Origin of the sequence: Sphingomonas sp. PAMC 26605, from assembly GCF_000241485.1 — a bacterium.
GTDB lineage: Bacteria > Pseudomonadota > Alphaproteobacteria > Sphingomonadales > Sphingomonadaceae > Sphingomonas.
Map to the genome: position 1 here is coordinate 535,467 of NZ_JH584241.1, position 12,904 is coordinate 548,370.

Here is a 12,904-nt window from a genome sequence, read left to right on the forward strand (position 1 = left end):
GATCAGCAATGAATTGCGCTACCGCGACCTGCCGCGTGACGTATACGAATCGCAGGCGGCGGGAACGGTCACCTATCACGCAACGATCGGCGTCAACGGGCGGCTGAGCGACTGTCGCGTCGCCAAGTCGAGCGGCAATCGCGCGCTCGATGCGGCGACGTGCGCGTTGGCCCTACAGCACGTCCGCTTCCGTCCGGCGCGCGACGCGAGCGGGCGCAAGGTCGCCGATTCGGCGCTGTTCGAGCAGGAATGGACCGTGACGCGCGATCCCGATCGCGACGATCGGGACCGCTAGCTCGGCGCCACAGCGCGGACATCGGGAGACCCCAGCTTGCGCTGGGGTGACGTGGTGGGGCGGCCGCGCACAGTCGAGCTTCGGTCCTCTGGCATCCCCGCCGTTGCGCCACCCCGTCATCCCAGCGAAAGCTGGGATCTCCTGCGGCGCGCGTGCCCGGGAAACGTGAGACCCCAGCTTTCGCCGGGCGGGCTTGCCGCTGTCCTACATGGCGCTGTTATGGTATGTCCGTATCCGGCTCTTTGATATCGTCGGCTGTCTAGTCCCGACCCGCCCCGGCGAGCGGTTGGCGACGAATGTCGATCGTCGCAGAAATGGAAACGATCCGGCCGGTCATTTTCGCTCCGGGGGTCAATCGAGTCAACCAACGCACCGTTGGTCGCAACACGCAACCGGTTGAGCCCCGCGCCGCACCGCCCCATATAGGTCCCATGCCGCTGCCCCCGATCACCGAGCTCAACGACCGCGCGCGCGACGTGTTTCGCGTCGTGGTGCAGAGCTATCTCGACACCGGCGCGCCGATCGGGTCGCGCACGATCGCGCATCTGTCGGGGCTCAATCTGTCGCCGGCGTCGATCCGCAACGTCATGCAGGATCTCGAGGAGCTCGGCCTGCTCGCCGCGCCGCACACCAGCGCAGGCCGGATGCCGACCGAGACCGGCCTCAGGCTGTTCGTCGACGGCATGATGCAGGCGCTCGAACCCTCGGCCGAGGAACGTGCCGCGATCGAGCGCCAGCTCGTCCAGACCGGCCCGGTCGAGCAGGCGATCGCCGCCACCACCGCCGCGCTCTCCGGCCTGTCGGCCTGCGCCGGCATGGTGATGGTGGCAAAGCGCGAGCTGGTGCTGCGCCAGATGAGCTTCGTGCCCTTGTCCGCGGACAAGGCGCTCGCGGTGCTCGTCGGTGAGGACGGCTCGATCGAGAACCGCGTGATCGATCTGCCCGCGGGCTTGCCGCTCTCCGCGCTGATCGAGGCGGGCAATTACATGAGCGCGATGCTCGGCGGCCTGACGCTGTTCGAGGCGCGCGCGAAAATCGAGCGCGAATTGCTCGCCGAACGCGCCGAGCTCGACGGCGCCGCGCGCACGCTGATCGAGCGCGGCCTCGCGATCTGGAGCGAGGATGGCGAGCGCCGCCCGGTGCTGATCGTGCGCGGCCAGGCGCGGCTGATCGACGACGCCGCCGCCGCCGATCTCGAACGCGTGCGCGAATTGCTCGACGATCTCGAGGGCAAGCAGGACATTGCGCGGCTGCTCGACAATGCCAGCGCGGGCGATGCGACGCGGATCTTCATCGGCGCCGAGACCAAATTGTTCTCGCTGTCGGGCTCGTCGGTGATCGCCAAACCGTTCCGCGGATTGGACGGTCGCGTGGTCGGCGTGGTCGGCGTGATCGGGCCGACGCGGTTGAACTATGCGCGCGTCGTGCCCATGGTGGATTATACCGCCGCGACACTCGCGCGGCTGATGGCTTGAATGGACTAGGGACGACATGATCGAAGACGAAAACACCATCGCTGCGAACGACGCGGCCGAGCTGCGCGAAGAAACCGCCGCAGCGGCGCCCGAGGTCGCCGAGCATGACGAGACCGCCAAGCTGCGCGCCGAGCTCGCCGAATCGAAGGCCGCCGTTTTGTACGCGCATGCCGAGGCGCAGAACGTCCGCCGCCGCGCCGAGAAGGAAACCGCCGACGCGCGGGCCTACGCCGCGACCAACTTCGCGCGCGACCTGCTGTCGGTTGCCGACAATCTCGCGCGTGGGCTCGAGGCAATCCCGGCCGAGCTGCGCGCCGACGAGAAGATGAAGGGCCTCGTCGCGGGCCTTGAAGCCACGGGCCGCGAGCTCGAGGCGGTGTTCCAGCGCCACGGCATCAAGAAGATGGTGGCGATCGGCGAGAAGCTCGACCCCAATTTCCACCAGGCGATGTTCGAACTGCCGAGCGACCAGGCGCCCGGCACCGTCGTCCAAGAAATGCAGGCGGGATACATGATCAAGGACCGCCTGCTGCGGCCGGCGTTGGTGGGTGTGGCGAAGGCGGGGTAGTCAACCCGGAGGGCGGCGATGATGACGGCGGATTACCGGCCTGAATTCGAAGCTGCCCTTCGCATGTTCGCACGGGCGAGCAGCCTGGTGACGGCGCAGGGCTTCGCCGCCCCGATCCTTGTCGGCGGCGCCGCAGTCGAACTGTTCAGCGGCAGCGCTTTGATGACCGGGGACTTCGACGTCTCGACGGCTCGCCAGGAAGTCTTCGAAAGCGCTTTGCGCGACCTGGGCTTCGTAAAGCCGTCGGGCCCGGGGATGGCGACCCGGGGATGGATTCATCCCGACCTCGCGCTCGGGTTCGAGGTCGTTTCCCGGGTCCTGCTCGACGGGTTGGCCGATCGTGACCGAGTGGTGTTGATGAGCTTCGGCGACGACGGCATAGCCTCGATCATCTCGATCGAAGACATCATCGCCGACAGGATGGGTCAGTTCGCGTCGGGAACAGCACCGGAAATGCGGCATCAGGCCACGAAGCTGCTGGCGCTTCACAGCAATCTCGATCGCGCCTACCTAGATCGGCGTGTACGCGAAGAAACGGTAGGTGATTATGGTATCGACGACATCGCGGGACCCGATCCCGTTTGAAGACTTTGCCGCCTATGTCGCCCGCCGACGCGCCGAGACCGGGATCACCGAACTCCCGCGCAACGCCGGCAACCGCCGCACCGAAAGCAAGCGCGCGCTGCTGAAGGCGATCGAAGCGGCGGGGGGCAAGTGGTGATCAATTCAAACCTTACCGCCGATCGCCCCACCTTCGTCACGCATCTCGAATGCTCGATGACCGGTGAGCGCTACGATGCCGACCAGCTCCACGGCCTGTCGCGTGTCGGACGACCGTTGCTGGTGCGCTACGATCTGGAGGCGGTCAAAGCCGCGCTTCCCCAGGCGACGCTCGAGGCGCGGCAGACCGATCTGTGGCGCTGGCGCGAGCTGCTGCCGGTGCGGCGGACCGAGAACATCGTCAGCCTCGGCGAGATCGAGACGCCGCTGGTGGCGATCCCCAAGAGCGCGGGCAGCCCCAACGTGTTGGTCAAGGACGAGGGCCGCCTGCCGACCGGATCGTTCAAGGCGCGCGGCCTGGTGATGGCGGTGGCGATGGCGAAGGAGCTGGGCATCACCCGGATCGCGATGCCGACCAACGGCAATGCCGGCGCCGCGCTTGCGGCCTATGCGACGCGCTGCGGGATCGAGACGATCGTGCTCGCGCCCGAGGAAACCCCCGAGGTCAATATCCGCGAGATCGCCGCGCGGGGCGCGCGCGTCTACCGCGTCAACGGGCAGATCGACGATTGCGGCGCGATCGTCGGGCGCGGCGCCGCCGAGGGCCGCTGGTTCGATTTCTCGACGCTCAAGGAGCCCTACAGAATTGAGGGCAAGAAGACGATGGGGCTCGAACTCGCCGCGCAGTTTGGCTGGAAGCTCCCCGATGCGATCTTCTACCCGACCGGCGGCGGCACCGGGCTGATCGGCATGTGGAAGGCGTTCGACGAGCTCGAGAAGCTCGGCTGGATCGGCTCCGAGCGCCCGCGCATGTACGCCGTCCAGGCGAGCGGCTGCGCGCCGATCGTCCGCGCGTTCGAGGCGGGCGAGGAGCATGCCGAGCGCTGGGAGGGCGCCGCGACCGTCGCCGCTGGCATCCGCGTGCCGAAGGCGGTCGGCGATTTCCTGATCCTGCGGGCGGTGCGCGAAAGCGGCGGCAAGGCGCTCGGCGTCGGCGATCCTGCGATCCTGAAAGCGGTCGACGATTGCGCCAAGAAGGACGGGCTGCTGCTCTGCCCTGAAGGCGGCGCGACGCTCGCCGCGTATCGCGAGGCATTGCGCAGCGGCGAGGTCGACGAGGACGAACGCGTCGTGCTGTTCAACTGCGCGACGGGGCTCAAATATCCGATGCCCGAGGCCAATGCCGTGGTCGATCGGTTTGCCGAGATCGATCTCGGCGCCTTGTGAGGCGCTCCGAGAAAGCTTCCTGACGCGCGCGCCGATTGGCGTATTGACAGCGTTGCCATGAGCCCGCACGGTTGGCGGCCGCCATCCGGCGTCGCGAGCCCGTGTGCGAGATTAGAGCCTATGGCCGTCGACCATCCCGTACGAGATTTCGTCCCGAAGTCGAATGTCGAGTCGCTCTCGGCTAAGCTGCGTTTTCTCGACGGAGCCGGCCCGATCGCCACGCTGTTGCGCACCCGCAACTGGAACGGTCATCCGCTTGGGCCGCCAGAGGATTGGCCCGCGGCGCTCAAGCTCAGCGTCAGCCTATGCCTGCGCGCGCGGTTCCCCAGCGCGGTCTATTGGGGCGCCGATTTCTGGCTGATCTACAACGACGCGTGGACCGGCATGGCGGATGCTGCTTCGGCCAAGCTCGCGCGTCCGGTGGCGGAGACGCGGCCCGAATTGTGGCCGATGATCGAGCCGCATTTCCGCCGGACCTTCGAGACCGGCGAAGGCGCGACCTTCTCGGCGCAACCCGTGACGATGATCCGGGACGGGGTCCCGACGCTCACCTATTGGACCTACAATATCTCGCCGATCCAAGACGAGGATGGCACGGTCTGTGGCCTGTTCAATCAAGGACTCGAGGTCACGAGCTATGTCGAGACCGAACACGCCTTGCGCGCAGCGAAGCGCGAACGCGACTTCATCCTTACTCTGGTCGAAGAGCAGCGTGTTCAGCCCAGCCCGGACGACGTCATGCAGCATACTGCAGAGACGTTGGGCAAGTTCTTGAAGGTCGATCGCGTCGGCTTTTTCGAGGTTACGTCCGACGATGTGCTGAAATACGGCGCTTGCTGGATCAGTCAACGGCTACCGCCGCTGACCGGTACAATACCTTCGGTCGCGTTTGGCAAGGAGGTCGGCACGACGGTGCGGCTCGGCAACACGCTGGCGTTCAGCACCCCGGAGGATTCGGACGCGCCACCGGAAGCCGTGCTTGGCGCAACCGGGACCAAGGCAGGGCTGAGCGTCCCGTTGGTGCGTGGAGGTACGCTGCAAGGGGCGCTCTATATCAGCCATGCCGAACCGCGCGCCTGGACGCGCGGCGAAGTCGCGCTCGTCGAGGAAGTCGCCGAACTCTGCTGGGACGCCGTCGCGCGGGTCCGCGCGGTGACCGAATTGCGCGCGCTCAACATGGATCTCGCGCGCAAGGTCGCCGCGCGCACCGCGGAGCGCGATCAATTATGGGAGGTCAGCACCGACCTGCTCGGCATCGCGACGCAGGACGGCTGTTGGGTCGCGGTCAATCCGGCGTGGGAGCGTCTGCTCGGCTGGCCGACCGAGGACATTGTCGGGCGCGACACCCAGTGGTTGCGGCATCCCGACGATACGGGCGGCAGCGCCGCCGACATCGCGCGGATCGCCGCGAGCGGGACGACGCACCGGCTCGAAAAGCGGCTGCGCACGCGCGACGGCGGCTATCGCACCTTCGCATGGCAGACGACGCTCGTCGGCGACCGGCTCTATTCGACCGCGCGCGACATAACCGAAGAGCGGCGGCATCAGGCTGCCCGCCGCGCCGCCGACGCGCAGACGCGGATGGTGCTGAGCGCGATGGATGGCGTCGGCGTGTGGACCTACGACGTCGCGCGCGACCGCTTCGAGAGCGAGATCGGTTTTGCCGAGCTGTATGGATTTACGGCCGAGCAGATGGAGCGCGGCGTCTCGCTCGCCGATATTGCGGCGCGCGTCCATCCCGACGATCGCCCGATCCTGCGCGCTGCGATCACGCTGGCGGAGGAAACCGGCCAAGACGGCGCCCATGAGTATCGCTTGTGCATGCCCGACGGCACAATCCGGTGGGTGATGGCGCGCAACCATGTCCAGCACGATGCCGCCGGGATGCCGGCGACCGTCGTCGGCGTCGGCGTCGATGTCAGTCGCCAGCGCGAGCTCGAGGCGCGGCTGCGCCAGGCGCAGAAGATGGAAGCGGTCGGGCAGCTCACCGGTGGCCTCGCGCACGATTTCAACAATCTGCTGACGGGGATTTCCGGCGCGCTCGAGCTGATGCAATTGCGCGTCACCCAGGGGCGGAGCGAGGACCTGCCGCGCTACATCGACGCGGCGCAGGCGGGTGTGGTACGCGCAGCGGCGTTGACGCACCGGCTGCTGGCTTTCTCGCGCCGCCAGCCGCTCGATCCGCGCCCGGTCGATGTCCCGCAGCTGATCGCCGGGATCGAGGATCTCGTACGCGGCACGCTCGGCCCCTCGATCGCGCTCGAGATCGCCGTCCTGGCCGAAAGCTGGCCGGTGCTGGCCGATGCCAATCAGCTCGAGAACGCATTGCTCAACCTGTGCATCAATGCGCGCGATGCGAGCCCGGCGGGTGGAACCGTGCGGATCACGACGCATAACGAGACCCTCGATCCGGCCGCGGCGGCGGCTCGTGATCTCGCGCCCGGCGCGTATCTCGTGCTGTGCGTCGCGGATTCGGGAACGGGGATGAGCCCCGAGGTGATCGCCCGCGCGTTCGACCCGTTCTTCACCACCAAGCCGATCGGGCAGGGGACGGGGCTCGGCCTGTCGATGATCTACGGCTTCGTCCGGCAATCGGGCGGGCAGGTGCAGATTCACTCCACGCTCGGCGAGGGGACGACGATGTGCCTGTATCTGCCGCGGCATGACGGCGCGCAGGGCGATGCCGTTCCCGACCAGGCCGGGTTCCTTCTGGACGCGGTCCGGGGCGGCGAAACCGTGCTGGTCGTCGATGACGAGCCGACCGTGCGGATGCTGGTGTGCGAGGTGCTTGGCGACCTCGGCTATGTCGCGCTCGAGGCGGAAAGCGGCGCGGCGGCGCTCGAGTTACTGCACTCGGCGCAGCGGATCGACTTGCTGGTGACCGATGTCGGGTTGCGCGGCGAGCTTAACGGCCGGCAGGTCGCCGATGCTGCGCGCGTCGCGCAGCCGACCTTGCCGGTGCTGTTCATCACCGGCTTTGCCGAGGCGCCGGTGGTTGGCGACAGCGCGCTCGGACCGGGGATGGCGGTGCTCGCCAAGCCGTTCGCGATCGACATGCTGGCGACTAGGATCCGGGCGCTACTTAGCGGGTAAGCCGGTGCGTTACGCCGCTCGGTCGCGCGCGACGGCGTCGCGGCGGCGCAGATAGGGTGCGACGAGGTTGCGCGCGCGGAACCATTCCTGCCGCTCGAGCGACAGCGTCGAGAAATTGCCGATCACGCGCCGGCAGTCGGCGCTGCGGCACTGGCAGATCATGTGCCAGTTCGATTCGGCAAGCGTCGTCGAATAGTCCCAGCTGATCTCCTCGCCGGCCGCGATGTCGCGCACCGCGATCAGCGTCACGCTGCCGCCGGCGAAGCGAAGCCCCGCGTTGGGATCGCAGCTATGGTTGATCAGATCGTCGATCTTGCCCGACGGCCCCATGAAATGTTGCGGGGTGACCTGGACGAAACGGTCGCTCGATCCGCGCATCAGGCTCGGCACGCGGTCGGCGCGGAAGCGGCGGCCGGTGAAGCGGATGATCGCCTCGCCCTCGGCAAAGCCCTGCGCGGCATAGACCGCCTTGCCGAGATGCGTCTCGCCGACCGCGAACAGACTGGCGGCGGGGCCGTAGGCGTCGAGTACGTAGAAGCGGCCCTGGCGGAAGCCGAGCGAACGGAGCGGATTGATCGTCGCCAGGCCGACCATGAACCACACGCTGGCGTGGCACAGCAATTCGACGAGGATATAGGCATATTCGCCGACGTGCTGGTCGCCACTGCGCGTCGCGACCAGCAACGTGGCGAGATCGCCGATCGACCATAGCCCCCAGGCGGGCGAGCGTTCGCGCGTGCGGTCCTGCAGCACGCTCTGCCAGGTCGGCCAGAAGCTCACCGGGACCGCGACGACGACGAGCATGTGCGCCCAGAAGGCATTGCGCGAGACGATCCACAGCGTCAGCGCAGCGAGGCAGGCGGCGGTGCAGAACAGTTCGCCGCGCGACGGCACGCTCCAGATCGAGCGCCGCCAGATGCCGATCGTCACCGCGCCGCAGGCGAGCGCCGACAGCGCGAACACCCAGCCCGGCAGCGCGTTCGGATTGACTGCGGCATAGGTCGCCGCCTCGACCGTCGTCGCGGCGCTCCAGATCAGCCAGGAGGCGCGGTTGGGCTGCACCAGATGCCGACGCAGACCGACCAGATACAGGCCATAGCCGGCCAGGCTGCACGCGATCGCAAAGAAGAACCAGGGATCGATCGCCATGCCCGCGCGCCGTTAAGGTTAAGGCGAAGCTTACCGCATTCGCCGACTCGCGTCCATGAAAACCTAGGAATCTCCGCGAGTCGCGCCCAATCGCGATGTTTTGGAATCGGTTAAAGCCGTGCCGTCCGGGCGATGATCTCGGCATAGATCGCGGTCAGCGCGGTGAGGTCCGAAAGCGCCACGGCCTCGTCGAGCTTGTGCATCGTGGCGTTTACCAGTCCGAACTCGACCGTGGGGCACAGCGCCGACAGGAAGCGCGCGTCGGACGTTCCGCCGGTGGTCGAAAGCTCGGGCACCAGCCCGGTCTGCGTTTCGATCGCGGCGCCGATCAGCGTCGAGAATGCGCCGGGTGCGGTGAGGAACGCCTCGCCCGATATCCGCGCGACGACCGTGGCGGCGGGATCGTGGCGATGGACTAGCGTCTCGATCCGCTCGACCAGACCCGCGCCGGTTTGTTCGTCGTTGAAGCGGATGCTGAGGCGCGCGCTGGCCTTGGCCGGGATGACGTTGGTCGCAGGGTTGCCGACAGTGATGTCAGTCACCTCGATGTTCGACGGCTGGAACCAGGCATTGCCGGTGTCGAGCACGAGCGCGTCGAGTTCCGCGAGCATTGCGACGAGGCGCGGGATCGGATTGTCGGCGAGCTGCGGGTAGGCGACATGGCCCTGCTTTCCGGCCACCTCGATCCACAGATTGACCGAGCCGCGGCGGCCGATCTTGATCATGTCGCCGAGCCTTGTCGCCGAGGTCGGTTCGCCGACCAGGCAGAAATCGGGCTTCACCCCGGTCGCCGCCATCCGCGCGATAAGCGCGCGCGTGCCATAGGTCGCAGGGCCCTCTTCGTCGCCGGTCAGGATCAGGCTGAGCGGGGCGCCCGCCTCGGCCGGGATCGCGGCGATGAACGCGGCGATCGCCCCCTTCATGTCGACCGCGCCGCGACCGTAGAGCAGGTCGCCGCGGATCTCGGGCGCGAACGCGCCGGTTGTCCAGCCCTCGCCGGGGGGCACGACGTCGAGATGCCCGGCAAAGGCGAGGTGCGAGCCGGTGCCGGCGCGGGTCGCGAGCAAATTCTCGACCGGGCCGTCGGGGGCCTCGCCGACGGTGAAGCGATCGATCGTGAAGCCCAGCGGCAACAGCGCCGCCTCGACCATGTCGAACACCGCGCCGTGCGCCGGGGTCACGCTCTCGCAGGCGAGCAGCGCCTTGGCGAGGGTAACGCAATCGGGCAAATTGGCGGGGCTATCCATGGAGGCGACATTGCCCAAGCTCGACCTCGATACAATCCCGCAAACCCATGCGACGGGCTATCCGCCACCGTTCGATGCGCCGGTGCAGGGGCGCTGGTAGCGCCGCCTCGCGGGCTACGCGCCGCAATCGGTCAGACGGTGGCGGGCTGCTCGAACTGTTCGATCACCCATTCCTCTTCCTGCGCCGAGGCGATCCAGTCCTGCAGGAAGGGATGGTGGAGCACCGCATCCATATAAGGCGCGGCGAAGCGCGCGATCGGCAGGCTGTAGGTGACGATCCGCGTCACGACCGGCGCGTACATGATGTCGGCCGCGCCGAACGCGCCGAACAGGAAATCGCCCTCGCCGCCGAAGCGCGCGCGCGCCTGTGCCCACAGCTCCATGATCCGCTCGAGATCGGCGAGCACGTCGGCGTCGGGCGCGACGGGCGGGAAGATCTGGCGGACGTTCATGCTGTGCTTGCGGCGCAGCGCGGTGAAGCTTGAATGCATTTCCGCCGCCATCGAACGCGCCATTGCGCGCGCGGCGTCGTCGGCCGGCCAGAATAAATCTCGCGCAGTCTTCTCGGCCAGATATTCGACGATCGCGAGGCTGTCCCACACGACCGCGTCGCCGTCCCACAGGATCGGCACTTTCCCTGAGGATGGCGCGAATTCGTCGCCTTCGCGGCGCTTGTCCCATTCGGCGTCGTAGAGCGGGACGACCGCTTCCTCGAACAGCAGACCCGATTGCTTGCACGCGAGCCAGCCGCGCAGCGACCAGGAGGAATAGGCCTTGTTGCCGATGATCAATTTCATGGGTCCTGCCTAAGCGAGCCGGGAACGGCGCGCAACCGCATCCGCGGGTAGCGTCGCGTGCCGCAATCGCGCATGAGCGCGGGCATAAATCGCAATGCGCCTTATGCCGTCCGCTTGGTCTCGATCGTGTGGCGTCGTCGGGGTGCGCGCCAGGCCGGGATGCAGCTCGGTCGGTTGCGCCGGCGGCTCGCGACCGGGGTTGGCGCGGTGCTGCTCGGGCTGGTGGCGTTAGTCTTCGCGGGCGCGAGCGACCGGGCGCAGGGGGCGTTTGGCGGTTTCGTCACGCGCTTCCCCTATGCGCCGCTCGCTCTGACGCCGGCGCTGTTCGCGCTGGTGGTGTGGGTCACGCGGCGCGCCGCGCCGTATGCGCGCGGATCGGGCATCCCGCAGGTGATCGCCGCGAGCCGCGCGCCCGATACGCCGCCGAGCAACGCGCTCGTCTCGCTGTGGACGGCGTGCGTCAAACTGGTGCTGACGATCGTGATGCTGCTCGGCGGCGCATCGGTCGGGCGCGAGGGGCCGACGGTGCAGATCAGCGCGGCGATCATGGTCAAGGTCCATCGCTATTTCCGCGTGCCGATCACCTCGGGCGTGCTGATCGCGGGCGGCGCGGCGGGGGTGGCGGCGGCGTTCAATACGCCGCTCGCGGGGGTCGCCTTCGCGATCGAGGAGCTTGCCGCGGCGTATGAGCAGCGCGTCGCGGTGCTGGTGATGGGCGCGGTGATGATCGCCGGCCTGGTGAGCCTCGGGATCGCGGGCGATTACGTCTATTTCGGCGTGATGCACGCGACGCTGGGGGTGTCGGCGGTTCTGCTCATCACGCCGGTTGCGGGCGTGCTCGGCGGCGCGGCGGGCGGTTTGTTCGCGCGACTGGTGCTGGGCTTTGCGGGGGCGCGCTGGCGGCCGATCGCGGCGGCGCGGGCGAACCCGATCCTGTTTGCCGCCGGGTGCGGGCTCGTCGTGGCGGTGCTCGGAATCGTGACGGGCGGCGCGACCTGGGGCACGGGCTATGGCGCGACGCGTGCGCTGGTCGAAGGGCAGGGGCAGTCGGACTGGTTCGGGCCGGCCAAGTTCCTGGCAGCGCTCGCCACCACGCTCAGCGGCGCGCCGGGCGGGATCTTCGCGCCGTCGCTCGCGGTGGGGGCGGGGTTCGGCAATTTGCTGAGCGGGCTGTTCGCTGGCCAGCCGGCGGGCGCGGTGGTGCTGCTCGGGATGACCGCCTATTTCGTCGGCGTGGTGCGCGCGCCGCTGACCGCGGTGATCATCGTGATGGAGGCGACCGCGGCGCGCGGGCTGATCCTCCCCTTGTTCGCGACCGCGCTGATTGCAGACGCGGCGAGCACGCTGGTGTGCCGCGAGCGGCTGTATCACGGGCTCGCCAAGCCGTTCGTCGCGCTGGTGGAGGGGAAGCGATGACGCAGCACGATTTCACCGCGCGGATCGCCTGGACGGGGAATCGCGGTACGGGGACGTCTACCTATCGCGGTTATAATCGGACGTGGGACTTGGTCACGCCGGGCGGGGCGGCGGTGGCGTGTTCGAACGATCCGCGGCTCGGTGGCGATCCGGCGTTGCCCAACCCCGAGGACCTGTTGCTGGCGAGCTTAGCGGGGTGCCACATGCTGTGGTATCTGCATCTGGCGAGCGTCGCGGGTGTGGTGGTGAGCGGCTATAGCGACGATCCGCTCGGCGTGGGCGAGAGCGAGGCCGACGGCGCAGGGCAGTTCGTGAAGGCGGTGTTGCGGCCACGGATCGAGGTTGCGGCGGGGAGCGATCTGGGGGTGGCCGATGCGATCCATGCGCGGATCCATGCGCATTGCTTCATCGCGCGGTCGGTGAATTTTCCGGTGGAGATTGCAGCGACCTACGTCGAGGTCTGAACGAGCGTTCCGCACAATCCTCCCCCGCCAGGGGGAGGTGGCGCCGAAGGCGACGGAGGGGGCGGTCGGCGGTCAGCTCTCAAGTCGGTCGCGTCGCTCGATCGCGATCGCCAGGATCTGACGCACTACGTCGTCCAAATTCGTCAGCACGTCGATCGCCGGATAGCGCAGCAGCTGTAATCCCCGCGCAGCCAGCCATGCGTCGCGCACGGCATCACGCGCCGGCCGATCGCCGCGGGCATGGGCCTCGCCATCGACCTCGATGACGAGGTGCGCGGGCGCACGATAGAAATCGAGAACATAGTCATTGACGGCGTGCTGTCTGCGAAAGCGCAGTCCGGCTTCATTCCCGCGCAATCCCAGCCAAAGCGCAATCTCGTGCGGTGTCATCTGCTTGCGCAGCCGCTTGGCGTTCTGCTTGCCGCTCGCCGATCCTTCGAGCCGCATCGCCGA

The 12,904-nt window shown here is 67.9% G+C and carries 13 protein-coding genes and 1 pseudogene; 10 read left to right on the plus strand and 4 right to left on the minus strand.

The window, feature by feature from the left end; translation table 11 throughout:
- The 7 genes from RH90_RS02355 to RH90_RS02380 form a co-directional block, all read left to right on the plus strand.
- Positions 1–295, plus strand: a 295-nt coding sequence (locus tag RH90_RS02355) for an energy transducer TonB (RefSeq protein WP_010183630.1), incomplete at its 5' end; no start/stop codon positions are given.
- A 431-nt stretch (positions 296–726) separates the two neighbouring features.
- Complete coding sequence (gene hrcA, locus RH90_RS02360) at positions 727–1,770, plus strand: heat-inducible transcriptional repressor HrcA (protein ID WP_010183631.1); 1,044 nt, start codon at positions 727–729, stop codon at positions 1,768–1,770.
- A gap of 16 nt (positions 1,771–1,786) precedes the next feature.
- The gene (gene grpE, locus RH90_RS02365; protein WP_010183632.1) at positions 1,787–2,338 is read left to right on the plus strand and encodes a nucleotide exchange factor GrpE; all 552 of its coding nucleotides are present in this window, start codon (positions 1,787–1,789) and stop codon (positions 2,336–2,338) included.
- 18 nt (positions 2,339–2,356) lie between these two features.
- A complete protein-coding gene (locus RH90_RS02370) occupies positions 2,357–2,923 on the plus strand; it encodes a hypothetical protein (RefSeq protein ID WP_010183633.1) in 567 nt (188 codons plus the stop codon).
- Positions 2,886–3,059 carry a hypothetical protein gene (locus RH90_RS23870; protein WP_010183634.1) on the plus strand — a complete coding sequence of 58 codons (174 nt, stop codon included), beginning with the start codon at positions 2,886–2,888 and terminating at the stop codon, positions 3,057–3,059. Before RH90_RS02370 ends, RH90_RS23870 begins: the two co-directional genes overlap by 38 nt.
- The gene (locus RH90_RS02375; protein ID WP_029624980.1) at positions 3,059–4,285 is read left to right on the plus strand and encodes a threonine synthase; all 1,227 of its coding nucleotides are present in this window, start codon (positions 3,059–3,061) and stop codon (positions 4,283–4,285) included. The genes RH90_RS23870 and RH90_RS02375 overlap by 1 nt, the downstream gene beginning before the upstream one ends.
- Positions 4,286–4,405: 120 nt before the next feature.
- Positions 4,406–7,378 carry a PAS domain-containing protein gene (locus RH90_RS02380; protein ID WP_010183636.1) on the plus strand — a complete coding sequence of 991 codons (2,973 nt, stop codon included), beginning with the start codon at positions 4,406–4,408 and terminating at the stop codon, positions 7,376–7,378.
- A 9-nt stretch (positions 7,379–7,387) separates the two neighbouring features.
- Here RH90_RS02380 and RH90_RS02385 read toward each other — a convergent pair whose 3' ends face one another.
- Complete coding sequence (locus RH90_RS02385; protein WP_010183637.1) at positions 7,388–8,527, minus strand: SET domain-containing protein; 1,140 nt, start codon at positions 8,525–8,527, stop codon at positions 7,388–7,390.
- Between the two features lie 110 nt (positions 8,528–8,637).
- On the minus strand, positions 8,638–9,774 hold the full coding sequence (gene dapE / locus RH90_RS02390) for a succinyl-diaminopimelate desuccinylase (RefSeq protein ID WP_010183638.1): 1,137 nt from the start codon (positions 9,772–9,774) through the stop codon (positions 8,638–8,640).
- 10 nt (positions 9,775–9,784) lie between these two features.
- Here dapE and RH90_RS22455 point away from each other — a divergent pair.
- Positions 9,785–9,871: pseudogene (locus tag RH90_RS22455) on the plus strand (cupin domain-containing protein); the annotation flags it as partial.
- Between the two features lie 34 nt (positions 9,872–9,905).
- Here RH90_RS22455 and RH90_RS02395 read toward each other — a convergent pair.
- Entirely contained in the window at positions 9,906–10,571 is a 666-nt protein-coding gene (locus tag RH90_RS02395; RefSeq protein WP_010183640.1) for a glutathione S-transferase family protein, read from the minus strand.
- Between the two features lie 72 nt (positions 10,572–10,643).
- Between RH90_RS02395 and RH90_RS02400 the strand changes: the two genes are divergently transcribed.
- Both RH90_RS02400 and RH90_RS02405 read left to right on the plus strand, forming a co-directional pair.
- Positions 10,644–11,987 (plus strand): chloride channel protein, encoded by a 1,344-nt coding sequence (locus RH90_RS02400; protein WP_010183641.1) that lies wholly within the window; start codon positions 10,644–10,646, stop codon positions 11,985–11,987.
- Entirely contained in the window at positions 11,984–12,451 is a 468-nt protein-coding gene (locus tag RH90_RS02405) for an OsmC family protein (protein WP_010183642.1), read from the plus strand. The genes RH90_RS02400 and RH90_RS02405 overlap by 4 nt, the downstream gene beginning before the upstream one ends.
- 72 nt (positions 12,452–12,523) lie before the next feature.
- On the opposite strand, the gene RH90_RS02410 is transcribed toward RH90_RS02405, so the two are convergent.
- Entirely contained in the window at positions 12,524–12,898 is a 375-nt protein-coding gene (locus RH90_RS02410; RefSeq protein WP_037493014.1) for an endonuclease domain-containing protein, read from the minus strand.
- Between the last annotated feature and the right edge of the window lie 6 nt (positions 12,899–12,904).

What these genes read in the sequence shown, in the direction of transcription:
- hrcA (WP_010183631.1), top strand. Translation starts at nt 727, where the DNA reads ATGCCGCTGCCCCCGATCACCGAGCTCAACGACCGCGCGCGCGACGTG.
- grpE (WP_010183632.1), top strand. Translation starts at nt 1,787, where the DNA reads ATGATCGAAGACGAAAACACCATCGCTGCGAACGACGCGGCCGAGCTG.
- RH90_RS02370 (WP_010183633.1), top strand. Translation starts at nt 2,357, where the DNA reads ATGATGACGGCGGATTACCGGCCTGAATTCGAAGCTGCCCTTCGCATG.
- RH90_RS23870 (WP_010183634.1), top strand. Translation starts at nt 2,886, where the DNA reads ATGGTATCGACGACATCGCGGGACCCGATCCCGTTTGAAGACTTTGCC.
- RH90_RS02380 (WP_010183636.1), top strand. Translation starts at nt 4,406, where the DNA reads ATGGCCGTCGACCATCCCGTACGAGATTTCGTCCCGAAGTCGAATGTC.
- RH90_RS02385 (WP_010183637.1), bottom strand. Translation starts at nt 8,527, where the DNA reads ATGGCGATCGATCCCTGGTTCTTCTTTGCGATCGCGTGCAGCCTGGCC.
- dapE (WP_010183638.1), bottom strand. Translation starts at nt 9,774, where the DNA reads ATGGATAGCCCCGCCAATTTGCCCGATTGCGTTACCCTCGCCAAGGCG.
- RH90_RS02395 (WP_010183640.1), bottom strand. Translation starts at nt 10,571, where the DNA reads ATGAAATTGATCATCGGCAACAAGGCCTATTCCTCCTGGTCGCTGCGC.
- RH90_RS02400 (WP_010183641.1), top strand. Translation starts at nt 10,644, where the DNA reads ATGAGCGCGGGCATAAATCGCAATGCGCCTTATGCCGTCCGCTTGGTC.
- RH90_RS02405 (WP_010183642.1), top strand. Translation starts at nt 11,984, where the DNA reads ATGACGCAGCACGATTTCACCGCGCGGATCGCCTGGACGGGGAATCGC.
- RH90_RS02410 (WP_037493014.1), bottom strand. Translation starts at nt 12,898, where the DNA reads ATGCGGCTCGAAGGATCGGCGAGCGGCAAGCAGAACGCCAAGCGGCTG.